Origin of the sequence: Paraburkholderia elongata, assembly GCF_013177735.1 — a bacterium.
GTDB lineage: Bacteria > Pseudomonadota > Gammaproteobacteria > Burkholderiales > Burkholderiaceae > Paraburkholderia > Paraburkholderia elongata.
Genome location: NZ_WOEZ01000041.1, coordinates 12,340 through 36,554, shown reverse-complemented (window position 1 = coordinate 36,554; position 24,215 = coordinate 12,340). Strand labels below are relative to the sequence as shown.

General features: G+C 61.5%; 19 protein-coding genes. 11 read left to right on the top strand and 8 right to left on the bottom strand.

The features are described 5' to 3' along the window. Positions 1-663: 663 nt before the first annotated feature. From GNZ13_RS08250 to GNZ13_RS08230, 5 genes are all read right to left on the bottom strand, one after another. Positions 664-852, bottom strand: a complete 189-nt coding sequence (locus tag GNZ13_RS08250) for an AbrB/MazE/SpoVT family DNA-binding domain-containing protein (protein WP_236001876.1) — start codon at positions 850-852, stop codon at positions 664-666. Between the two features lie 278 nt (positions 853-1,130). After that, the gene (locus GNZ13_RS08245) at positions 1,131-1,964 is read right to left on the bottom strand and encodes a hypothetical protein (RefSeq protein ID WP_172162192.1); all 834 of its coding nucleotides are present in this window, start codon (positions 1,962-1,964) and stop codon (positions 1,131-1,133) included. Positions 1,965-2,253: 289 nt separating this feature from the next. Continuing rightward, on the bottom strand, positions 2,254-2,817 hold the full coding sequence (locus GNZ13_RS08240) for an HAD domain-containing protein (protein ID WP_236001874.1): 564 nt from the start codon (positions 2,815-2,817) through the stop codon (positions 2,254-2,256). Between the two features lie 251 nt (positions 2,818-3,068). Next, complete coding sequence (gene trfA, locus GNZ13_RS08235) at positions 3,069-3,986, bottom strand: plasmid replication initiator TrfA (RefSeq protein WP_172162191.1); 918 nt, start codon at positions 3,984-3,986, stop codon at positions 3,069-3,071. 940 nt (positions 3,987-4,926) lie between these two features. Continuing rightward, on the bottom strand, positions 4,927-6,831 hold the full coding sequence (locus GNZ13_RS08230) for a bifunctional diguanylate cyclase/phosphodiesterase (RefSeq protein ID WP_172162190.1): 1,905 nt from the start codon (positions 6,829-6,831) through the stop codon (positions 4,927-4,929). 237 nt (positions 6,832-7,068) lie between these two features. Between GNZ13_RS08230 and GNZ13_RS08225 the strand changes: the two genes are divergently transcribed. Continuing rightward, positions 7,069-7,206, top strand: coding sequence for a hypothetical protein (locus GNZ13_RS08225; protein ID WP_172162155.1), 138 nt, complete (start codon positions 7,069-7,071; stop codon positions 7,204-7,206). A gap of 87 nt (positions 7,207-7,293) precedes the next feature. Beyond that, a complete protein-coding gene (locus tag GNZ13_RS08220) occupies positions 7,294-7,692 on the top strand; it encodes a hypothetical protein (protein ID WP_172162189.1) in 399 nt (132 codons plus the stop codon). Between the two features lie 218 nt (positions 7,693-7,910). On the opposite strand, the gene GNZ13_RS08215 is transcribed toward GNZ13_RS08220, so the two are convergent. After that, complete coding sequence (locus GNZ13_RS08215; protein ID WP_172162188.1) at positions 7,911-8,153, bottom strand: helix-turn-helix transcriptional regulator; 243 nt, start codon at positions 8,151-8,153, stop codon at positions 7,911-7,913. 302 nt (positions 8,154-8,455) lie between these two features. Between GNZ13_RS08215 and GNZ13_RS08210 the strand changes: the two genes are divergently transcribed. Beyond that, positions 8,456-8,911 (top strand): 3'-5' exonuclease family protein, encoded by a 456-nt coding sequence (locus GNZ13_RS08210; RefSeq protein WP_172162186.1) that lies wholly within the window; start codon positions 8,456-8,458, stop codon positions 8,909-8,911. Between the two features lie 352 nt (positions 8,912-9,263). Here GNZ13_RS08210 and GNZ13_RS08205 read toward each other — a convergent pair whose 3' ends face one another. Next, positions 9,264-11,006, bottom strand: a complete 1,743-nt coding sequence (locus GNZ13_RS08205; RefSeq protein ID WP_172162185.1) for a methyl-accepting chemotaxis protein — start codon at positions 11,004-11,006, stop codon at positions 9,264-9,266. Between the two features lie 460 nt (positions 11,007-11,466). Between GNZ13_RS08205 and GNZ13_RS08200 the strand changes: the two genes are divergently transcribed. The 7 genes from GNZ13_RS08200 (at position 11,467) to GNZ13_RS08170 (ending at position 19,905) form a co-directional block, all read left to right on the top strand. Next, positions 11,467-12,039: a TetR/AcrR family transcriptional regulator gene (locus GNZ13_RS08200; protein WP_172162184.1), complete on the top strand. Its 573-nt coding sequence runs from the start codon at positions 11,467-11,469 to the stop codon at positions 12,037-12,039. 56 nt (positions 12,040-12,095) lie between these two features. Continuing rightward, a complete protein-coding gene (locus tag GNZ13_RS08195) occupies positions 12,096-12,971 on the top strand; it encodes an oxidoreductase (protein WP_172162183.1) in 876 nt (291 codons plus the stop codon). Between the two features lie 190 nt (positions 12,972-13,161). Beyond that, entirely contained in the window at positions 13,162-13,863 is a 702-nt protein-coding gene (locus GNZ13_RS08190) for an NAD(P)H-binding protein (protein WP_172162182.1), read from the top strand. Between the two features lie 310 nt (positions 13,864-14,173). Continuing rightward, complete coding sequence (locus GNZ13_RS08185; protein ID WP_172162181.1) at positions 14,174-15,685, top strand: sensor domain-containing diguanylate cyclase; 1,512 nt, start codon at positions 14,174-14,176, stop codon at positions 15,683-15,685. A 180-nt stretch (positions 15,686-15,865) separates the two neighbouring features. After that, positions 15,866-16,480, top strand: coding sequence for a DUF2239 family protein (locus GNZ13_RS08180; protein ID WP_172162180.1), 615 nt, complete (start codon positions 15,866-15,868; stop codon positions 16,478-16,480). A gap of 424 nt (positions 16,481-16,904) precedes the next feature. Then, complete coding sequence (locus GNZ13_RS08175) at positions 16,905-18,470, top strand: methyl-accepting chemotaxis protein (protein ID WP_172162179.1); 1,566 nt, start codon at positions 16,905-16,907, stop codon at positions 18,468-18,470. A 127-nt stretch (positions 18,471-18,597) separates the two neighbouring features. Continuing rightward, entirely contained in the window at positions 18,598-19,905 is a 1,308-nt protein-coding gene (locus tag GNZ13_RS08170) for a solute carrier family 23 protein (RefSeq protein ID WP_172162178.1), read from the top strand. An 857-nt stretch (positions 19,906-20,762) separates the two neighbouring features. Here the strand turns inward: GNZ13_RS08170 and GNZ13_RS08165 are convergent. Continuing rightward, complete coding sequence (locus GNZ13_RS08165; protein ID WP_172162177.1) at positions 20,763-22,418, bottom strand: Na+/H+ antiporter; 1,656 nt, start codon at positions 22,416-22,418, stop codon at positions 20,763-20,765. Between the two features lie 480 nt (positions 22,419-22,898). Between GNZ13_RS08165 and GNZ13_RS08160 the strand changes: the two genes are divergently transcribed. After that, positions 22,899-24,167: a sensor domain-containing phosphodiesterase gene (locus tag GNZ13_RS08160; RefSeq protein ID WP_172162175.1), complete on the top strand. Its 1,269-nt coding sequence runs from the start codon at positions 22,899-22,901 to the stop codon at positions 24,165-24,167. The last annotated feature ends 48 nt before the right edge of the window (positions 24,168-24,215 follow it).

Here is a 24,215-nt window from a genome sequence, read left to right as displayed (position 1 = left end):
ATGCCAAACAGCAGCAAGCCCTTGAGCTGCTGAAAACCCTAGCCGTGTAGGCAGCAGCACAACATCGAATTAATCCCAACCGATTGATTCAAAAGGAAACTCTGCATCGAGGCCGCAGCAACCTCAGGCTAGAAACCCGTTAGGACCGGCGGTTCGAGCCATCTCGACGCTCGCGGCAGCCATGGTGCCTTGGCGCCGTCGGCTCGTGGGCTCGGAACTAAGGGGTTTCTAGCGATGGAGTCGGATACAAGGTCGCCTAACGGCGACGCATCCCGGCGTGACGCCGCCGTGCTAGGACTTCTTACATGAGGATGGCGAGGGGGCGTGGTTTTGCGCCAGTAACAACGGGTTTCTAGCGATGTTCGAGGGGGACCCTTTGCGGATTGGCGTGGGGTGGCGTGCGGAGCCCCTGACAACTCCACGCCTTTCATCGCTAGAAACCCGTGGACAACGCCTGGGACTGAGCCTCAGCACCGGAAAAGCCGATGCAACGAAGCCGTGAAAGCTTTGTCAGAGGCGGCTCGGCGCAACCGACGGTGGCTGGCTGAGGGTCGACGCGCGAAGGCGGGGCTATCGGGTTGCTAGCGATGCTGACAGGTGGCGCTTTGCATGTCGACGTGAAGCGCCGCTCTCAACGTCGCCACGCTTTCATGTCCTCGGTGGTCACCCCTTGGACCGGAGATTCCACAGTTCCCGCCAGTTCCAGAAGCGACTTCGATTTTGCTCGTACAGGACTTTTCCATCGGGCATGACATGCCACACCAGCCGGGTGCCCGGCTTCGCGCCTAGCGCTTTCCTGACCTGTGCCGGCACTGTGGTGCGGCCTCTGGTAGCCAGTCGCGATTCAGCCATGAAAAACCCCTTACATGTTCAGGCACTGTAGTGCGGTATCCCGGTGCATACAAGCAACCGGCGGCCGCTTACTGTGGGCGCCATCGCTGGTGCAGTTCCATAAAGCATTCGTTCTCGAAATAGTGTCTTCGTTTTCATGCGTTGAGCTGTGAGCCAATGTCGCTGATGCTGAAGAGTGAGGCACGTGCAATCTTGTCATCGTAGGGGCTGCTGTTCCGTTTCATTTCATCTCCAGTGTCCGTGCAGCGAGACCTTCCGTGGCAGTCAAGGCGAGCGCCTTAATGTGCCGGGTCGGGGCGACTACGCGCTTGTGACGCAAGCCGCCTTTTGGCCGCAACGATGAAGAGTCGGGACACGGCATCGACAATGCTGTCATCCATACCAACGGGAGCCGGGTCGAGGTTGTAACCTGGTTCGACACCGCAAACCGCGCGTGCGCGTGCGAAGCCGTTGGCAATGCTCACTGTAACACGCGCTTCAGCAATGGCGCGGGCACCACCGGCGGGATATCGGGTAACGAATACCGTTGCCAGATTTGCTTGTGGGTAGGGCCCATCGGGGCGAAGGTATCCGGGCTCACGCAATGTAGACGCTGCTCGCGTCCAGAGATTTATTCTCGGGTCGAAGTCTTGCATTGCTGTCACTAACGGTTCTATGCCAGCAGGCACCTCTCGATGACGGCCAAGGTAGATTGTCGCAGCTGTTCTTGACCACTCCGCAGCCCACGCGCGGGCCATCTGCCGCATCCACCGGTAGCTCTTTTCATCGTGCAGCGCCTCAAGTGGCGAGATATCGCCCAGGTTGCCTTGCCTTGATTCCAGGTAATCAAGCCGACATTCTGGCGGGGCCGGGACAAGAATCCGGCAAACGGACTGCAACCGCTTGCGGTCCAGCCCTGGGGTGACGAGAAGCGACGGGAAATACTGGCCGCCGTCGACTTCTATCGTGAATACGCTTCCCGATGCGACCATTCGCGCAAGCTGCCATCCGCTAACGCGGAGCCTCTCACGAAAATCCGATTCACACAGCAGCTCGCCGTCCCGTAGCATCTTGCGCCGCCCTTCAAGCGCCTGCTGCCGTATAACATCACGAAACGTCATGTTTTGCCGCATGAATGGACTCCCTGATGAGCATTAGCCGCCGACCTTAACAAGTTCGCTGGGTTTTCAGCCCTGGTCATGAAACGCGTGTATCCGGGTGCGAAGCAAGCCCCGCCGCAGGGCCGCGCGCCGTACGGGCTTGCGCCAAGTCGAGGAACCGGTCCTGCCGGATGAGCCCCGCGTCGACGCAGTGCTACAAGGCTGGCGTGCGGCGTGGGCCCGAGGCCGACGTACAGCGCGTGCATGGTCATGCGCTGTACCGAGGGCAGGAACGCCGAATAGTCGCTGCTCCATAGGCTAATTACCTCGAAGACTTGTCCGTATGCACGTCGACCAGCCATTCCCTGATGCGCCGCTGAGCTTGCGCATCCCCAATCCCTCGTTGGGAGTCGAGCAGCACCAAATGCGGTTCGAGGTCGAGAACAGAGGTGCGCAGGTCGTGAGCGCCGTAGACCGAATCGTCAATCGCCAGCCAGTTTTTCAGTCGCTTGCTGAACACATAGCTTCTGATGACATAGGTCCGCTCGATACCGAGCTTAAAATCGCCGAAGCGTGCCTTGATATGCGCTGTGGTACCGGCGACCCTCCCGGCCAGCTCTGGGGGTAGATATGAGATGACTTGCTCGAGCGGCAGCTTGTACAGCCAGGATGTCGTGAGGACGAGTTGCACGCCAGGGTACGGCTCGAGCATCTCGGCCAGCAGAGGGGCATATTCAAACAAGGGCTGGCCCGAATCCAGTGATATGTCGCCGTGTTCGTCGAGCAGGGCGCACCCCCTGTGTAACGCCCCGTCATAGTCCACGAAGAGCGTCGGCGTTGGCTGGTCCAGCACGAGCACGGTCCCTTTAGTCTCATTCCCCATCATGTCGTCTACCTTGAGGTCATTGAGATGACCACCCTACAACGCTCGCTGCCTCACGTCACGAAGTAATTATGGAGTGCTTGACAATTACAAATTTAGCGTTAACAGCGTGTCGTTTTTTGTACGAAAGTAGCGGGGCGCTTGTGAGGAATGGGGCGACGGCGCCACAAAATGGGGGAGGCAGGGGCAGCCCCTCGTCGCCGAGGAGCACAGAGGCAAGTGCTGATTGCCTGGCCGTCGTCAATGCGCGCGTGTCAGATGTCGTCGTACGGGTCGTCTGCAAAGGCGTTGTCCGCCGGTGCGTCGACCTTCTGCTTAGCAGCCTCCGACGAAGTCTTTGCGGTCACGCCTTTTTCAACAAAGACCATCCAGGTCCTGGTGTTTTCGGCATATTCCAGTGCACATCGGGTCCAGCCGGTTGCCTTCTGCACCGCCTCTAGCGCGGTGCGGAGCGCGATGCGCCATTTACTCGGTTGCATGGATTCCCTTCCCATGAGGTTCTGCAAGGTTTCGGCCTTCATGGGATACGGAGCTTTATGCGTCGAGTAGTACGCGTGTACGCCCTTGGCGAGAGGGTCAATCAGCTTGTCCCGCTCGCGGCGGCGAAGCAGGGTCCACTGAGTCTTAGGAAAAAGTCGGGCGAGCGAGACATCAAGCAGCACGTCGTAATCGAAGTCTTTGGTCGAGTCGGTTTCGCGCGAGTAAATATTGAGAATCAGGCTCGATTTACCCTTGAAGAGTCCGGGCACGTCGAACTCGAACCGGGCTTCATAGAGCCGGTTGAGTGAAGCGTCGAGGCGCTCTCCCGTAGTTCCGCCGCGGGCGCGGCCGAGCGCCCGCAGGAACTCGCCCCGGTTGAAGCGCACATGATGTTCCCCACGCGTGTTCCCGCCCTCAACGAACACGCGCCGCAGAAGTTCATGGAAGACATCGGCGTCGCCCTGGTCAAGCTGCTCCCCGGCGGTCTGGAAAACCGTAATTCCGCTCGTCTCAGTTGTCGCCAACTGCTTTCTCTCCGGATACTTTGGCCGTGGGCTGAGACGGCTCCACGCCTGGGTGCTGAAGATGGCGCAGCGCGCGAGCGTGTGAGCGGTGATGAAATTCTTCCCCAGGCCGTGGGGGAGCTTAAGCTCGGGCCAGGACGTTGGCAGTTCGGTTTGCAGTGCGGACACGGGTCTGCTCCATCAGGATTCCATGGCCGCCCGGCGGACGGCAGAGAGTATATGTTCGGATGGTGTGCATGCCGATGCGTCTGGGCAGGTGCACCGCACCGATAAGCGGGGCGCTGTGGCTAGAAGGCGGGGCGATATGGCTAAAAGGCGGGGCGATGTGGCTTGGGCCAGTGGCAGAACAACGAGGAAATACTGGCAGTATTTGCCGGCGGGACGCGAGCAAACCATAAACTAGAGCAGCTCAATCCAGATGCTTCCCGTATTGACGCAGCTCGCTTCGCTCGCCTTCCGCCGGGTAGACGCTGCGATGCCTGACGGCTGGCTCGGCGTTCGCTCGTGGCTTTGGCTTGCCAGGACGGGCGAATGTCGTCGCGCAGCGCGGGAAAACGCGTCGCCCGCCGTCGCCAGCGTATCGCGTTGGATAGTGTCGAGGCTGCCCAGCCCGTTCGGCACCGGCTCGAACGCTGGCACGCGTCACGTCGTCGCCTCCCACGCCTGGTCAGCCGGCATCGGTTTCCGGATTCAGTCCATCCCCCGTGAGTCCGGGTCGGGGCGATGTGGCTAAACAGGGCCGACGTCATTGCCCTGCCGTACTGCCTGCCTCGCGATAGCGTTGATACGTATCAACCGCTCCCCGCTCGTCGGCCTTGATATCTGGGAAGGCGGCCCGTGACCCGCCCACGGTTCTTTCAGCGTCGGATTGACCTGGTGAGATGCCCGCGAGGTGGGCTTCGTTGATAAAAGGCCAAGACAAACGAGGGCAAGCCGCAGCTGTAGAAGCCAGCGTGCAGCAAAAGGCCGGTTTCCAAGGTGAGGCGTGCAGCAAAGGCCAGGTGACGGGCAGCAAAAGCCAGGTCGCGTGCAGCATAAGCCACGTTGAGGGGCCGTAGAGGTGAATGGGGAGGTGGTGACCGCTGTACACGTTCGCGGTCGACGACGATTAGCCTCGCTTGACGCGCAATTCAGGCTCTGTCGGCTCCTGCTCATCGACGCCTGCAACGCATATACAATTCCGGCCCTGCTGTTTGGCAGCATACAGTGCGCGGTCGGCGGCTCCGACGAGCATTGCAGGGGCGCTGTCCTGTCCGGCCTGCGTCGCAGCGACGCCCACGCTAATCGTGACGATGCCCGGACTGCTCGCCTCGTGTGGAATGTTAAGGCACTCCACAGCCCGCCGGATTCGCTCGGCCACAATCAGCGCACCCGCGTCGTCCGTATCCGGCAATATGAGGGCAAACTCTTCTCCACCATACCGGGCTACCGTATCAGTCGCACGCGAAGTGGCAGACGAAATTGCTGCCGCAATCGTGCGCAGGCATTCGTCACCTCGCTGGTGGCCAAACCAGTCGTTATAGCTCTTGTAGGCGTCCACGTCGGCCATGATGACCGCGAGATTCCCCCGCTTGTCGGCCCGCGACGTCTGTTGCCAGTGACGTCCCAGCTCGCGGTCGAAATGACGCCGGTTGAAGAGCCCCGTCAGCCCGTCGCGGAAAGCGAGCCCCTGCAACTCCGCGCGCTCGTCGGCGGCCCGCTGGTCCGCCAGCTTTTGTTCCGTAATGTTGCGGATGGTGGCGGTCAGGGAGTCCGGATTGCCCGAGTACGGGTCGATGACGCAGCGCAGGTGCGTCTCCATCCAGACGGCACCACCGTTCCTGTGCAGGAGGCGACTGGCCTGGGAAGCTTCGGATTCGCCCGACGCCACTTTTTCGATGGCCACCGTCAGGGCACCGCGGTCGTCGGACAGCGCCAGGTCGGGCAGGTACGCGCCCATCGCCTGGTCAACGGTGTGGCCCAGCAATGCGGTAATCCGCGGCGACACGTAGGTGAGCCGGCCGTCGAGCCCCAGACTCATGACGATATCGCTCGCGTTTTCCGCGAGCACACGATATCGCCGTTCGCCATCGCGCAGCAACCTGAACAGGCGGTTTCGCTGCGCCTGGGTGGCGCTGATGGGCAGGGCAATGCCGAGTGCGGCAACCAGAAAGAGCTGCAGCCCGAAGATGCGGCCTTGCATGGTTTCGTAGGGAAAGACCCAGAGCGGCCCGGACCCGCGCATCGTGAACGACACGGCGATGCCGAGACACAGCAGCAGCCCGACCATGACGCCCGCGAGGTCCGCCTGAAACGCCAGCAGCACGATGGGCGGCAGCGCCCAGTAGAGGAGCGGAAACCGGCTTTGACCAAATACGCCTGCCGTGACAATGCAAACCAGCAGCAACAGGAAGGCGGTCTTCCGGAGTTGGCCAGCACGCAGGAGATGCGCGACTTCGCCGGTCCAGAACACCAGGGCGGCGGGCGTGAAGATGGCGAGGCTCAGCGCATCCGAGACATACCAGTTGGCCAGGCTGGGCAGCAAATGCCAGTTCAGCTGCCCGCGCAGCAGCGTCGTCGCGAGGACGCCGGATACGGCAGGCGCTAGCAGCACGCCGCCCGTCACGAACCTCACAAGCGGTTTCAGTCGGACCAGCTCGGAGACAGTCGAGACGCGCGGTGTAAAGGCGAACGCAATCAGGACCTCGACGATGTCGGCCGACGAGTACGCAGCGGATACCCCGAGGCTCTCGCCCACATAGAGATTGGCCGCCAGATTTCCGAGGACTCCGCCAGCGAAGACCCAGTATCGTTGCCGTCGCGATGCGGCCATCAGCTGTGACAGCAGCACCGCATTGGTCAGCCATATCGGCGCGATTTCGCCCGCCATCGTTTTCAGCGCGCCGCTGGCGAGGCAGGTCAGCGTCGTGACCATGAGCGCAAGCAACAGATGCCAGACATCCCCCGCGGTGAGGCGCGATGACGGTGAGGCTGCTCGCAATCTAGGCGAGCGGTGAGCAGCCGGATTCTTCATTTTTTTTCTCAGCTATCTGCTTATTTTCCTGTGCAACCTTCCGGCCGGAAGAGTCCCGCACAGCGGGCATGGCTTCGAAGGCGCGTCGAACAAGGGCGCCTTGCCGCCCTACGAGGTTGTTTATCGGCTCCGGGGCGCGGAAACTTTACGGCGTGGCAGCGGACGCAGCAGTATTTCTCTTGCACGCGCCACCGCAGCAATAGACTGGAACCTCCACATCCGTCCCGGAGCCTGGGCATGACCTCGCAAGCCTGCAACCGCATCAACCTTGCGCGCGAGCAGCTGGAGATGGCGCTCGTCGCGTTCCTGGAGCGCCATCGCTTCCCCTCGTGTCGGTTCATCGACGGCAATAGTCATGGATGTATTTCATCGTGATGGGAAGAACCGCCGCGCGCACCTGTCGAGGTGCCGGTATCGCGCAGTATCATCGCTTTTGATACCGCATTCCTGTAGAGACAACCGATGGCCGACCGGTTGACGGTTCAGGAGTTTTTTGACGCGCTCCAAGCGCAGAAAATCAGTCCGCTCGTCGACACGCCAGCGGTGCGGGCGAGCGTCGACGCGCGCGTGCGTGCGCTCTGCGCCGGCTATCCCATCCAGGAGCGCTGGCCGGTCCTCGACCTGGAAAGCGCCTACCAGCAGACGCTCAACGAACTGTCGGACGTCCTGGACCTGGTCCGCGATGGTTACACCGGAACCGTCAATCTGCGAGGATACGACGACACCTACACGATGGACGAATGGTTCGGCGATTTCACAGGGCAGTGGGTGCTCAACGACACTCCCCATATCCGGGCGACCATGCTTGAGCAGCTGCCAGCCGGTAGAACGTGGAAGTCGCCGCAGTTATGGGGTGCCTAGCCGTCGGCGAAACAGAGGACATGGCACACCTCGTGTGTGCCGCTTCAGCCTGTCACCTGACCTCAATGCAAAAAATATTTCCTCCGCGTGCTGATATGCGGCGGTTCATGGATATCCCGCGCCCTTATACTTCAGCGTGAATGAGCATAAGTGCGCTTCGGCCCCCTCTCGCCCCGGTTGCCGCCGGGGCGATTGCTTGTGGGACTTGGACCTACAGTTCAGCGGGATTGGCGCGCGGCAATCTGCTCGGCCAGCGTTACGGCATGGACAAGCGGCTGGCCAATGGGTGTGGACTTGCTGACCAGCCAGGCTTCGAGGTCCGATACCTTAAAGCGGAGGAGCCGCCTAACCTCGGTGGCCCGAGGCAAGTCGCCGCCGTTCGAATGCCGGTTGTAAATGGTTTGCTCGGAGAGGCAGAGCATCACTGCGAGCATCCTGGGGGTGAGGAGTTTGTCTTCCACGGTGTCACGTTTCCGGGTACGCAATCACACGACTGCACGAAGTATATGTGCGGGCTACGAGGATGATTACGTGTTTTTGCCGGACGCTGCTTGCATTGCTGCAATGCTGCGCAGTTGTTGAAAGGTGTTGCCTGAGCACGAAGGATTCGGCCGTGCGTTCACGGGCTGGATAGGGATTGGCCTCGTGGGAATTCGAAGCACGTTACGATTCGGGAGCCATCTACAAGGAGGCAAGTTCCCGCCAGTTGAATGGCGGTCATAGATGGCCTGCTTGGCGAGGCCGAACTCAACCAACGATACACATGCGCGTATTCATCGATACCGAGTTCACCAATTTGCAGGACCGTGAGCTAATCAGTGTTGCGCTGGTCGCCGAAAATGGAGACGAGTTCTATGGCGAATCTAGCGACTTCGACCATTCACGATGCAGCGAATTCGTGCGGGAAACCGTTTTGCCGCAACTCGGCTCTCCCGCCGGCCGCGCGATGCCACTTGCGCAGCTTCAGAAGGAGGTGATGGACTGGCTGAAGCGGGTCTCGGTTCGCACGCGTCCCATCCTCTGCTATGACAACGACGTCGACCTGCGATTGCTCGAAAGCCTCATTGGGAGCTTTCCGAAAGGGTGGCAGCAGGAGGCAGGTCTTGATGCGTTCTTTGCAGAGCATGGCCATCGGCATCACGCCCTGTGGGATGCGCGCGCCAATCTCGTCTGCTTTCAATCAAAAACAGGGATTGGCGCCGGGCAGAAATGGCGATAATTTATGAGAAGTCGGTGCTTCTCGGGAGTCTTGTTGCAGTTGCTGCGGTCGGGCTTTGAGGCCAGATTTGCAGCCGCATCGGCTTTGGGGCAAATGTAGGGGAACGCTGAAACGCTGCGGAGAAAAACTCAGCCTGTTCTTTAGGCGTTTTTACAACAGTTCAGTAGCCCTCCTCACCAAGAGGATTCTGTTTCCACGTGAGAACCGGCTACGCGCCGGTTTTCGCGTTTCTGGCTTCGGGTTTTTTACCTGGTGCTGCGGTTGCCCTGTAGCCTGCAGCGTTGAGCATTGCTTGTGACTTTGCAAACGCGTCGCCCGTGAGGTGAGCGACGCGTCATCGGAAGAACCCCGATCAGAACTTATCCCACCCGTCATCCGCAGTTGCACCCGCACCGGCACCGGCAGCCGCAGTAGCCAGCGCAGCAACTGGCGCAACTCCCGAAGCCCGCGCAACACGCTTAGCTGCAAGAGGAACCGCAACCTCGCGCCGCGGCGCTTCCGGCCGGGCAGGAGCAGCCGCCACCGCAGGTGCAGCATCCTTCACCTGAAAAAACGCCACCGCCTCATTCAACTGTTGCCCCTGGTCTTCCATCGACCGCGAAGCCGCCGCCGCCTCTTCCACCAGCGCTGCATTCTGCTGCGTGACATTGTCCATCTGGGTAATCGCAAGATTGACCTGCTCGATCCCACGGCTTTGTTCAATTGATGCCGCCGCGATCTCCGACATGATGTCGGTCACTCGCGCGACCGCCTGAGTCACTTCGGCCATCGTCTTACCCGCCTCGCCGGCAAGCGCCGAGCCATCACGGATCTTGTCCACGGAGGTGGTGATCAGATCCTTGATCTCCTTAGCCGCGCTCGATGAACGTTGCGCCAGGCTTCTGACTTCGCTTGCGACCACCGCGAAACCCCGCCCTTGTTCGCCCGCGCGCGCGGCTTCGACGGCTGCGTTCAGCGCAAGGATGTTCGTCTGGAACGCAATGCCTTCGATGATGCCGGTGATGTCCGCGATCTTGGTCGAGCTATCGCTGATGTCGTGCATCGTGTTCACCACCTGGCCGACGACCTCGCTACCCTTTTTCGCCACCGACGACGCATTCGCAGCCAGCGTGCTGCCTTGCTGCGCGTTGTCGGCGTTCTGCTTAACGGTGGAGGTGAGTTCCTCCATGCTGGAAGCGGTTTCCTGCAACGACGCCGCCTGCTGCTCGGTACGCTGGCTCAGGTCCATATTGCCTGCCGCGATCTGGCGTGCCGCGCTGGCGATGCTGCTGCTGCTGTCGCGCACGCGTCCGACGATCGCCGTCAGCCGTTCGTTCATCTCGCGCAGGGCTGTCAGCAGTTTGCTGGTTTCGTCGCTGCCGTCGACGATGATGTGCGTGCGCAGATCGCCTTCCGACACGGTGCGCGCGACGCCGATCGCAAAACGCAGCGGTCCGGTCACCGCACGCGTGATCACCACGCACGCGCTGAAGGCGAGCCCCAACGCGATGAGGCAGATCGCGATCAACAGATTGCGCTGGTTTTCGTAATGCGCCGTGTACTCGTTGACCAGTTGTTCCTGGCGTGTGCGCGTGTAGTCGGCATACGCGTTGGTCGCGCGAATCAGCGCGGCGAGCAGCGGCCGGCAATGATCGTCCATCTCGACGATCGCTTCGTCACGCTTGTTGGTGAGCGCGAGATTGACGATGTTGAGCGCGACCGGACCATAAGCCGATTCGATCCGATTGATCTCAGCGACAAGGCTGCGTGCTTTCTCCGACGTATCGGTCGCGTTCGCGATCATGTCGTTGAGTTTTTTCAGGTCGGCTTGCACGTCTTCGTGTGCGCGCGTCACATCGGCTTTCTCTACTTCGAGGTCTTGAGGTTTGGTCACGAGCACGAGATTGCGCGCCGCGATCGCCCGGCGGTCTACAGCGGTTCGAACCTGCACGGCCATGTCGGCGCGTGCGTTGATGCCGTGTACGAAGGTGGAAAATCCATCGGTCGAATCGCTCAGCGCTTTCAAGGAAAGGCCGGAAACCGCGACAACAATGAAAGACAGCATGCCGAAGCCGGCAATGAGTTTGGTCTTGATGGTGAAGTTTTTGAGTGTCATTTTTTTCTCCAATAACGAAACGTTAAAGCGTTCGCAATGGACTCTCAGGTCCAGGCATGGGAGCGTCTATCTGGCTGCCGATCATTGCGGCAGCCCCGCGCGGTTTACCCTTCGTGCCTGCCATAAGACGCATCGCTAAAGCGCGTCGAACGTCAGGCAATAAATGGGTATCCCATTTACCGGTTATCGGATCGGATCCTCGTGTACTTAAGGCATCGAGGGTATTTCTCTATTAAGCCTGCACGCGATGCGCGAAGAACGCGTCATTTCCCGTGGATTTGAATATATTTGGGCGCATGCCTGAAAACATGCATCTCGCATTTTCTTTTCATCCTCCGGCGCGAGCCGGGCACATGACCTTGCAGCGAGTCTCAAGCAACACAAATGGCTTGAACAAGCGCGCATCCACGTATATGATTGAGCAATCACTCATTTATTGGCTGTAGTCGAAGCGAACCGTATGGCCCGTCCGAAAAGCGAAGACAAACGCAACGCCATCCTTGCCGCTGCCGCCGAGGTCATTGCCGAGCAGGGCTTGGGCGCGCCCACTGCACGCATCGCAAAACTGGCGGGTGTGGCTGAAGGAACGCTGTTCACGTACTTCGACAATAAGGACGAGTTGCTGAACCAGCTCTACCTGGACATCAAGGCGGAGCTGCGCGAAGTGATGATGACGACTTACCCGAAGCAAGCCAGCGTGCGCGATCGCGCCCAACACGTGTGGAACAAGTTTGTCGACTGGGGCGTGGCGCAGCCGCAAAAACGCCGGGCGATGGCGCAACTGTCCGTGTCGGAGCGCCTGACCGACTGCACGCGCGCAACGGGCATGGAGTCCTTCGCGGACATCAACACAATGATTCAGGCAAGCGTGGCGAGCGGCGCCTTGCGTGATCAGCCGCCGGCTTTCCTGTCGGCGATCATGGCGGCGCTGGCTGAAACCACCATGGATTTCATCGCTCGTGAACCGGCCGACGCCGACCGTTATCGCAAGGCCGGTTTTGAAGCGTTCTGGCACGCGATCGCCCAGAACTAAATTTTTTGTCTGATTAATGAGTGATTACTTGCTCAATTAAATGTAAGGAGCGCATGATGTCGAAGGTCTGGTTGGTTACGGGAAGTGCTCGCGGGCTGGGGCGCGAAATTGTCGAAGCAGCGTTGCGCGCCGGTGAGCGTGTCGTGGCTACGGCGCGCGATCCGCGTCAGTTGGCTGATCTGCTGACACGTTATGGCGAGCAGGTTCGGGCAGTTGCGCTGGACGTCACGGATCCGGCGGCGGCCCGCAACGCGGTACAGGCCGCTGTCGATGCATTCGGCCGGCTCGATGTGGTCGTGAACAATGCGGGTTTCGGTCACCTGGCGCCGTTCGAGCAAACCACCGAGGACGATTTCCGCGCGCAGATCGACACCAACTTCTATGGTGTAGTTAACGTCACGCGTGCGGCGCTGCCGGTGCTGCGGAAACAGCGAGCCGGCCACGTGATCCAGATTTCGTCGGTGGGCGGCCGTATCGGGATGGCGGGATTGAGCGCGTATCAGGCTGCGAAGTGGGCGGTCGGCGGGTTCACCGAGGTGATCAGTCAGGAGCTCGCGCCGTTTGGCGTCCACGTGACTGCGCTCGAGCCTGGCGGCATGAAAACAGACTGGGGCACTGAAGCGAGCGGCGCGACGCCGGATTTGCTGCCGGACTACGTGCCATCGGTCGGCGCGGTGGCGGAGATGCTGTCCCAGTATGTCGGCCATGAGGCTGGCGATCCCGCAAAGGTTGCGCAAGTCGTCCTGAAGCTCGCGTATCACGATTCATTGCCAGCCCATCTCCTGCTCGGTAGTGACGCATTGCATTACGCCGGTGAAGGCGACAAGGCGCGCGCTGCAAGCGCCGAAGCCTGGCGAGCGGTCAGTACCGCGACCGATTTTGCCGCGCCGGCGCCGTTGCCGGTGTTTCCCGCCGCATCGGCGAAAGCGTGAACACTGAGCCAGCAACGCAACTCAGCCAAAGGCAATCTAAGGATGAACGACATGGCAAATTGGACCACTGCGGACATTCCGGTCAGACCGGCCGCCTCGCTCAGGACAAAGCGGTCGCCATCCGCTTGTGGGACATATTCGAACGACTGACCAACGCGCGCTGGCCGAGCGCGACTATGGAGCACGCATCATGAAGGTTCTAATATTCGGCGCGACCGGCATGGTCGGGCAGGGCGTATTGCGCGAATGCCTGCGCGCGCCCGACGTCGAGGTGGTTCAGACGGTTGGCCGCACCCGCACCGGCCAGCTCGATCCGCGCCTTGTCGAACTGATTCAGCCGGACCTGATGGACTACCGGGCGCTGGAAGCATCGTTGACGGGTTTCGATGCGTGCTTTTTCTGTTTGGGTGTGTCGTCCGCAGGCATGCAGGAGGCCGACTATGCGCGCCTCACTTATGACCTGACGCTGGCCGCTGCGCAGACGCTTGCCCGTCTCAATCCGCAGATGACCTTCGTCTACGTGTCCGGTGCGGGAACCGACAGCACCGAACGCGGCCGCAGCATGTGGGCGCGGGTCAAGGGCAAGACCGAGAACGCGCTGCAGCGGCTGCCGTTCAAAGCGGTCTATCTGTTCCGCCCCGGCGTGATCGAGCCGCTGCACGGCGTCCGTTCGAAGACCCGCTCGTACCGGCTGTTCTACACAGCGGCCAAGTTTCTCCTGCCGATGCTGCGCGCGCTTTTTCCCAACCACATTCTGAGCACCGAAGACATCGGCCAGGCGATGCTGGCGGTCGCGCGCCATGGCGCCGCCAAAGCGGTGCTCGAGGTCGCCGATATCCGCGCGCTCAGCCGCACCGCATCTGCGCCGGCGCTCGATCTGCACGCCGGCTGAGCGTCCGGATCGACGTGAAGTTTGCGCGCCGCTCCGCGGGTTGCTGGGCGAAAGTGCGGGTGGGCGTAAAACACAGGCGCAAAATCTAACGTCCGTGCTGTTTTGGACGCAGTATTCCGGCGCCGCGTCGGCGCGCGCGGCTTGAGCCACGCCATCGTCAAAAATTTTCGGCCAGTCCGCAAAAAACCTGCCTTTTCCCTCGTTTGACGTGCCTCGGCGTCTGGTAGGCTACCGTTTCACGGGGCGCGCCTTCCGAACGCGGCCCACTTCTTGACGCGCCTACATCAACGCATGCTCGAATGAAAAGCTCATGGTGACGCGCCGACCGAACATCGTGATTGCCATCAGTATCGTGCTGGCCAGCGTGATCCTTGCGATTGCGGTGTGGGTATTGGCGCAGATGCGCGATGACGCGCTGCGGCGCGCACAGGATTCCGTCTTCAACGTCTCGCTGCTGGTCGAACGCGACGTGTCGCGTAATCTCGAGATCTACGATCTGTCGCTGCGGGCCGTCATTCAAGGCCTGAAACAACCCGGCGTGCTGGACTTGCCGCCGGCGATCCGCCAGATGGTGCTGTTCGACGGCTCCGCCAGCGCAAAAGACCTGGGTTCGATTCTCGTACTCGACGCGGCCGGCAACATCGTCTTCGATTCGCAATCCACGCCTCCGCGCGCGTTCAATCTCGCCGAGCGTGATTACTTCCGCGTTCAGCGCGACTCTCCCAATGTCGGCCTGTATGTCAGCCATCCGTTCATGCCCAAGGTACACGGCAAGGACGTGAGCATTGCGCTGAGCCGGCGCATCTCGCGGCCGGACGGCAGCTTCGACGGCGTGGTGGTCGGCACGATGCGACTCACTTACTTCAGGCACCTGTTCGCCGGCATGAATCTCGGCGACGGTGGGTCGATGGCGCTGATGCTGAGCGACGGCACGATGCTGATGCGGCGCCCATATGATCCCAAAATCATCGGCCGGAGTCTGACCGGCACCGCGAACTACTCACGCTTCCTCCTGCAGCCCAGCGGAGACTTCTTCGGCACGGCGGCGATCGACGGTGTCGAGCGCTGGTACGCGTTCCGCCATATCGATATGTATCCGCTGATTCTCGACGTTGCGCTCTCTACGCGCGATATCTATGTGGAGTGGCGGCGTCGCGCGTGGATCATCGGCACGCTGATCGTGGCGCTCGACGTGGCGATCATTGCGCTCGCCATCCTGTTCTCGCAGCAATTGCGGCAGCGCCGCGCGGCCGAAGAAGAGTTGCGCGTGCTGGCGAGCACCGACGGGCTAACCGGCCTGAATAATCGCCGCACGTTCGAGGAACATGCGGAGGAGGAGTGGCGTCGCGCGCAACGCAACGCGTGGCCGTTGTCGATGCTGCTGATCGACGTCGACACGTTCAAGGGCTTCAACGATCTATACGGCCATTCAGCCGGCGACGATGCGCTCATTGCCGTGGCGCGCTGCATCGGACAGAGCGTGCGGCGCCCGGGCGATACCGCGGCGCGCTACGGCGGCGAAGAGTTCGCGGTGCTGCTGCCGGATACCGACGAAGTCGGGGCGGCGCATATCGCAGAGAAAATTCGTGCCGCGGTTCAGGCGCTCGAACTTCGCCATGTCGCGAGTTCGCACCATGTGCTGACCATCAGCATCGGCATTGCGTGCACCAGGAGCCAGACATTCGCGACGAGCCGCGCACTCGTCAACGCTGCGGACGAGGCGCTCTACGAGGCCAAGGACGCCGGCCGCAACCGCGTCCTGTGCTATCCGGTGGCGGCGCGGGCGGATCGGCACAGCGACGTCGTGTCGCCGGCGCAGTAAGGCAGGAACATTTCACCGATGTGCCGCTCCGCGGCTCGCGTCGAGTTCAAGCAGAAGGCTGGCGCTGATCGGTGTAGGAACTATCGCGTGCGCCGCTCTGAATAATTTTACCCGGGTAATATGTTGTCTTTAATTTATACCCGGGTATAATTCGACAAATTCATCTTTCTGGAGTTTGTCATGACCCCCCATCCTGCTACCTGCACCGCTTTCGAGGGACACCGCCGCATCGCCTCGGGCTCCTTGCCCGAGGTGGCGCTCGCTGTACGAGAGGTGCTGGCGCGCGGCGAACAGGCGCCCGTGCTGATTTTCGACAACGTCACGAGTCGCCCGGTCGAGTTTGATTTGCGCGGCACGCCTGAAGAGATTCTCGCGCGGCTGGCAAGCGAGGCGCCCGGCGAGCAGCCCGCAGCAACCGCTGACGCCGGGGAAGACGACACCCCGCGTGGCCGTGGCCGGCCCAAGCTCGGCGTGGTGGCGAGAGAGGTCACACTACTGCCGCGTCATTGGGATTGGCTCAACGGGCAATCGGGAGGCGCTTCGGTTGCGCTGCGCAAACTGGTCGAAGCGGCGCGGCTTGCAAGCGAGGACAAGGACCGCAAACGCGCAGCGCAAGAAGCGGTGTATCGCTTCATGACCGCGCTCGCCGGCAATCTGCCTGACTATGAAGATGCAACGCGCGCGCTCTACGCCGACGATCGGGCGCGTTTTGACGACATCGTCGCGACATGGCCAGAGGACGTGCGCAACCACACGCTCCGTCTTGCCGCGGATGCTTTCGTCAGGCATCCATAAATTCGAACGCGCACTGGCGAGTGCGCGGCCAACGAAGCTTATGGACGAAAAAACGACGAAAAAAAACCGCTCACGCCGGGGGAGCGTGAGCGGAAAGTCGGAGAGTTACAACAACATCGCGTGCGCTCATGGGGGCGAACGCAGCAAACAAAGTCTAAGAGTTGGGCCCGTCCCCATATATCAGACAAATCCCAATCACCGCGCCTGCTTGCAAAGCACGTTGGCGAAACGATCCGGCCCCGTGCGTGCCAGGCATTGCTTACATCATCCTGTCCCGGTTATTCCCGCCATTTGTCGCTTCAGGTCTCTGTTATGGCCGCCGTAAAAGAGGTGGGAGCGTCGCCATGTATCCGAAAAAATGCGAAATGTTTCGCCATGGCACAGCGGCGCGAGCGCCCCCTCAGGACTTATGAAGGATGGTGAGATGAAGTGGTTCGATCGCATGACCGTAATCAGGAAGCTGCTGTTGGCGTTTGCCGTTGTGATCGGGTTCTGCGTCGTGATCGGCGGGACTTCGCTGAAGACTCTGTCGTCGATGCATGACATTACCGACACCATCTGCGACCAGCACATGAACGGCCTCTACTGGATGGAAGAGGCAAACCGCCACAAGATCGATTCCGATCTCGCCGCCGCGAATCTCGGCTACGCAGCCGACGACGCCGGCCGTCAAAAGTTGAAGGACAGCATCGTCGCATCGCTCAAGGAGATGCACGGCGCCTACGACCAGTATCGCGCGACCATTGCGACCAGCAAGGGTCAGGAGCTGTTCGACGGAGTGCTGCGCAAGTCGGCAGTGTGGGAAGGCATCGTGCATCAGCAGATCGGTCTCGAACCGATTCCGGCCGGCGTCGACAACAACGAACTCGTGCGCCGCGCGATTGCGTCGAGCGAGGCGCTGCGCGATCGCATCACGGCGCTGATCGACTATCGCCGCCAGCAAGCCATCGAAGCCCAGCAGGAGGCGAGTGCCAATTATCAGCACATGCGCATCGTGATGCTCGCGTTGGTGGTGGGCGCGATCGCGGTGGGCACGTTGCTCGCGACGGTGATTGCACGGCGGCTTGCACGCCAGCTCGGCGGCGAACCGGATTACGCGATGCACATCGCCAACCGCATCGCCGACGGCGACCTGAGCGTGCGCGTCGACACCCGTGCGGGCGATACCGGCAGCATGCTGTTCGCGCTGCGCAACATGCGTGAGCGGCTGGCCGGCATCGTGTCGGGTATCAGCGAGTCGAGCGAATCGATCCTGATGGCCTCGGGTGAGATCGCGCAGGGCAACACCGATCTGTCGCAACGCACCGAAGAACAGGCGGCCGCGTTGCAGGAAACGGCGTCGAGCATGCAGGAGTTGACCTCGACGGTGAAGATGAATGCCGAGAACGCCCAGCAGGCGGGCGGTGTCGCGCATGGCGCGTCGGAAGTGGCGGCGCGCGGCAGCAGCCTGGTCGGCGATGTGGTCGAAACGATGCGCGAACTGGCGGCCGGGTCGAAGCGCATGACCGACATCATTGCTGTGATCGAAGGGATCGCGTTCCAGACCAACATTCTCGCGCTGAACGCGGCGGTGGAAGCGGCGCGCGCCGGTGAACAGGGCCGCGGCTTTGCGGTGGTGGCGGGAGAGGTGCGTTCACTGGCCCAGCGCAGCGCGGTGTCGGCCAAGGAGATCAAGGAGCTGATCGAAAGTTCGACGGCGCGCGTGGGCAGCGGCGCTGAACTGGCCGAGCGGGCCGGTCAGACGATGGCGGAAGTCACACATGCGGTGAAACGCGTGACCGACATCATGGGTGAGATTTCGTCGGCGTCGCAGGAGCAGAGCACCGGCATCGAGGAAGTGAACCGCGCGGTCGCGCAGATGGACGACGTGACCCAGCAGAACGCGGCGCTGGTCGAGCAGGCGGCGGCCGCGGCGGCGTCGATGGCAGACCAGGCAAGGCAGTTGCAAGCGGCGGTCACGGTGTTCTCGCTGGACGCGCGGCGTGCGTAGCGCTATTTGTGCGGTCTCAACCGCTCTTGCCACGCCTGGTGGCTCTCCGTACACTCGCGCGTAATTCCCAGACGGCGCAGTTTCGCTGCGCCGTCCACTAAAACGCCGACAGAGGAGAACCCCCGCCATGGCTGATTCCTATTTCCCACGCTGGCGCGCCCAGCCGAACGCTGCCGAGGGTCGCATTGTCGGCACCGACGAGCGGCTCGCGTGGCCGCAGATGTTTGCGATGGGCATTCAGCACGTCGTCGCGATGTTCGGTTCGACCGTGCTTGCGCCGTTGCTGATGGGCTTCGATCCGAACCTGTGCATTTTCATGTCGGGGATCGGCACGCTGTTGTTCTTCGTGCTGGTGGGTGGGCGCGTACCAAGCTATCTCGGCTCGAGCTTCGCGTTCATCGGTCTGGTGATCGCGGTGACGGGGTACGGCGGCCATGGCCCGAACATGAACATTCCGGTGGCGCTGGGAGGGATTATCGCGTGCGGGGTGGTGTACGCGATCGTTGGCCTGATCGTGTCGGCGGTCGGCACGAGTTGGATTGAAACGCTGATGCCGCCGGTTGTGACTGGGGCGATCGTCTGCGTGATCGGGTTGAATCTTGCGCCGATCGCGGTACATGGCGTGAGCGGCAGCAACTTCGACTCGTGGATGGCGCTGGTGACGGTGCTGTGCGTCGGCGCGGTTGCGGTGTTTGCGCGCGGCATGCTGCAGCGATTGTTGATTCTGGTTGGTTTGCTGATGGCGTACGTGATTTACGCGATCGTCACGAATGGTCTCGGCATGGGTAAGCCGATCGACTTTGCGATTGTGGCGAACGCTGCGTGGTTCGGTATGCCGCACTTCACCGCGCCGGTTTTCAACATGCAGGCGATGACCTTGCTCGCACCGATTGCGGTGATTCTTGTTGCTGAGAATCTTGGGCACATCAAGGCCGTGAGTGCGATGACCGGTCAGAACCTCGACCGTTATGTCGGCCGGGCGTTTCTTGGCGATGGACTTGCGACCATCGTGTCCGGGTTTGCCGGCGGCACTGGCGTGACGACATATGCCGAGAACATTGGCGTGATGGCCGTGACCAAGATTTATTCGACGCTGGTGTTTGTTATTGCTGCGCTTATTGCTCTTGTGCTTGGTTTCTCACCGAAGTTTGGGGCGGTGATTCAGACCATTCCGGGGCCCGTGCTGGGCGGTGTGTCGATTGTTGTGTTTGGGTTGATTGCCGTGACCGGCGCGCGGATTTGGGTCGTTAATAAGGTGGATTTTTCCGACAACCGGAATCTGATTGTTGCTGCGGTGACCCTCGTGTTGGGCGCTGGGGATTTTTCATTGAAGCTTGGCGGATTTGGGCTCGGCGGTATCGGTACCGCTACCTTTGGGGCGATTATTCTTTATGCTCTCCTGAGGAGGAAGCCGGCGCAGGGGCCGGTGGCATAAGGTTTGGGTTTTTGCCTTCGCGGCGCTTGTTCGTCTGTTCGCCTGCGGCGTTGGCCTTTCCTTGTTTTCTTATTGGTTTATTAGCGTCGCCCCTGTGCGGGGCGGCACTTACTTCTCTTTGCCGCCGCAAAGAGAAGCAAGAGAAAGCGGCTCCAACCGCTAATTCTTAAGCGGGTCCCCTGGCTTGGAGGAGGCAGTGGAGCATCTGGAATCTGTGCCCTCGCGCATTCGGCCTTGGTGACAAGGCAGTCATACTTCCGGCGGCGCTGCGCGCGCCGAACGGTCCTTCATAAATCACCCGCTACGCTTTCGCTCCCGGGGTTCGCCCGGTTCCCTGACTCGTCATTTCATCACCGCTGCGGGCGCAATTGCGACGGCCGCGCAGTGAGTGCGGCGCATCGACATCTCATTTGAAATGGGGGTTCGCCAATGAGAGCGGGAGCGCCTCGCCGAGGCAAAGTCGATGGCTCCCACCGCGCCAAACGAAGCCCCAGGTTTCCCATGCATCCCCATCCGCGACGCACGTAGTGCGGAGTGGGAGCTGATGAGCGCTTTGTCACTCACGCCGAAGGTGCGAGGGCTCGGATTCCAGATGCACCACTACCTCCTCCAAGCCAGGGGACCCGCTTAAGAATTAGCGGTTGGAGCCGCTTTCTTTGCTTACTTTCTTTGCGGCGGCAAAGAAAGTAAGTGCCTGCCCCGCACAGGGGCGACGCTAATAAACCAATAAGAATTCAAGGAAAGGCCAACGCCATAAGAGCATAGACAAAAGCGCGGCGCAGGCAAAAAAACAAAGCAATCCTCACTGCCCAAAGGGCAACCAAAAACCTGCCGCCGCAAAGGCAAAACCCCACCTTTTATTTCCTCCGAACAGTCAGCGCCGTCTCCGACAAATCCACCTCCCGCATGAGCTTATTCAAAGTCTCGTCATTGATTTCCTGACTACTGCGCAGCGCCAATAGCGCCTTCCGCTCAGCTCGCATAGCCGACAACTTCATCCGAAACTCCAGCGCATCGGCACGGCGCGCACATTCCCGCGGCTCCTGCTCCTCGTCGAGCGTGGCAAGCCGGCGGCGATACACATCCATCACCCTCGCGGTCACATCAGCCGCATACGCCGATGCCGACTCATCAAGATCCGCGCACTCGGCATCGTGCAGTTCGTCCACCGCGCGAATCGCTGCTTGCGCCGCCATCGTCCGCGCCATCGTTTCTTCCGCGGCATGCGGATCTTTGCCTCGCCGCCAGCCGCGCAGCAGCAGCGGCAGCGCAACTACGGCGACGAACAGCGAGACCAGGATCACGCCCGACGCGATGAAAATCGCGAGGTCCCGCCCGGGTAACGGTGCGCCGCCAGGCAAGACTTCCGGCAGCGACAGCACGCCCGCCAGCGTCACCGCGCCACGCACGCCGGCCACCGTTGTCACCGTTACCGTGCGCAACCCCGGTACGGCGTTCGCCACGCCATGCTTCGCCGCGCCGCGGCTCGCGAACCAGCGCAGCAGCCACACCCAGACGAAGCGCATCGCGTAGAGCGCCGCCGCCACTGCGGCGATGTAGCCGATCAGCAACCACACCTGCGCGTCGCTGGTCTCGTGCGCGTCGAGCAACGCCCGGCCAAGAATGTGCGGAAACTGCAGCCCCAACAGAATGAACACCATGCCGTTGAAGACGAACTCGATCATCGTCCACGTGCTGGTCGCGCGCACTCGCGATGACACCGGCCCGACGTTCGCAATGCTCGCGTAGTTCATCATCATGCCGGCCGAGACCGCGGCCAGAATGCCCGACAACTCGAAGCGCTCGGCGATCAGATACGCGGCGAACGGAATCAGCAGCGTCATCACCACACCGGGCGCCGGATCGCCTTCTTCGTTAAGACTCAGAAAGCGCGCCGATACAAAGCTGAACAACCAGCTCACCGCCGCGCCCGTCGCGAGGCCGCCCACCGCGATGATCACGTAGCTGATCGACGCGTCGCGCAGCGAAAACACACCCGTCAGCGCCGCGGCGATCGCAAACTTCAATGCGACAAGACCCGACGCGTCGTTCATCAACGCCTCGCCTTCAAGGATATGCATCAGCCGTCCAGGAATCTTGCCCTTGCCGACGATGCCGGAGAGTGCCACCGCATCGGTGGGCGACAACACCGCGGCAAGCGCGAATGCGACCGGCAGCGAGATCGACGGCACCAGCGCATGCACGAAGTAGCCGACCGCCAGCACCGTCATGAAAACCAGGCCGAGTGCAAGCATCAGAATGGAGCGGCGCGCCATGAACAATTCGCGCTTGGGAATGCGCCATCCATCCGCGAACAGCAGCGGCGGAATGAACAGCATCATGAAAATTTCCGGATCGAAGGTGACGTGCAGCCCGAGCCTCGGCCATGTGAGCAATGCGCCGATCGCGATCTGGGCGAGCGGCAGCGGCAAGGTAATCGGCAGTATCCGGGTAACGACGCCGGAAGCGGCGACGGCAAGCAAAAGAATCAGTACGGTAAAGACAATATCCATCGGTCTATTTCTGGAGATATAGCGGTGCTTCCTCTGCGAAACGTCGACGATGTCGCCGCATATCGGCCACGAGGCGTGCGTGAGGCGCAAGGCCGAAGTTTAGCCCGATGACGCAGCGCGCCATCGCCAACCCAGCAAGACCCCGCAAGCGCGGCCGATAAGCGTCACGGGAAGCGTCACGGCAATCGTTCCGGCAAGCGCTCCGGCAAGCGTCCCGGCAAGCGTCCCGGCAAACGTTCCGGCAAACGTTCCGGCAAACGTTCCGGCAAGGCGATGCACCTAAAAGGTGCGCGCCACGCCCGCAGCCGGCGCATTGCCCCTTTCGCCGGTGCAACCGCGCACGCAAATTTCATTCGAATGTGCGCCAGCGTGCGCATGGAGCTTGCTTAAGGAATATCGATGACGCACATTTTGGGAAACGGTGCCGAGGTTGTTCGCTTCCGCGTTCGGACCGGCCCGGCTCTCGCGTGAGAGGATTGCATGACGATTGCGCAACAGGAAAGGACGGCCAGCGCGCCGCATGGCTTCGATGTCGAGGTGACGTCGGGGCTCGAACGTTTTTCGGTGCAGCATGGCGAGCTGACGTTGACTAGCGTGTTTCAACCCATTTTCAGCCTGTCGCATATGCGGGCAGTGGGCTACGAGGGGCTGCTGCGCGCGCACGACGCGCTCGACCGGCCCGTGTCGCCGCTCGACGTCTTCGGCGAGGCGGCGCGTCTGGGCGATGTGCTGCAAGTCGACCGGCTCGCCCAGACCCTGCATCTGGAGAACTTCAAGGTGCTCGGCGCCGAGCGCGAATGGCTGTTCCTGAACGTCCATCCCGGCGCGCTCACCGATCCGTATCTCTCCGCCGCCTTGCTGGCTAACTTGAAGCGACTCGATTTGTCGCCACGGCGCATCGTGCTCGAGGTGCTCGAACAGCGCGCGGAAGATCTCGAACGTCTCGCCGACGCGGTGCGCCAGTTCCGTGAGCGCGGCTTCCTGATCGCACTCGACGACTTCGGTGCGGGCCACTCGAATGTCGAACGGATCTGGCAATTGAATCCCGATATCGTGAAGCTTGACCGCATCATGCTGTCGCACGCCGCGCATCGTGCGGATATGGCGACGATCCTGCCGGGGCTAGTGGCATTGCTGCACGAAGCGGGCAAGCTGGTGCTGATCGAAGGCGTCGAAACAGAGCATGAAGCGCAGATGGCGCTCGCTTGCGATGCGGACTTCGTACAGGGTTTTTTCTTCGGCCGGCCGAATCCCGGCGCGGCCGACGCAGCGCACGCCACGACTTGCATCAGCGAAGTCACCGAACGCTATCGCGATCAGGCCGAAGCGCGCGAGCGCCGCAACGCGAGCCGTCTTACACCGTACCTGCGGGCGTTCGAACGCGCCGCGGAACGGCTCGCGGCCGGCGAACCCCTCGAGGAAGTGTGCTGGAACTTCCTCGCGCTCGACCATGCCGCGCGCTGCTTCCTGCTCGACGCGAAGGGCAGGCAGGCGGGTCGCAACGTCGTGTTGCGCGCCGATCGCGCGGCTCATGAGACGCGCTTCTTGCCGCTTGCCGATGCGCAAGGGGCGAACTGGCTGCGTCGTCCATATTTCCGCGCGGCGATCAATGCGCCGGAACGCGTGCATGTGACGCGTCCGTATCTGTCGATCAACGAGGCGTTACCGTGCGTGACGCTCTCGATGGCGACGCGTGTCGGTGACCAGACGTGCGTGCTGTGCGGCGATATCGATTGGGTCGAGGAATAGCGGTTCCGATGGTTCGATTGGGAGGGCGCGCGACGGTTCTGAGATCAT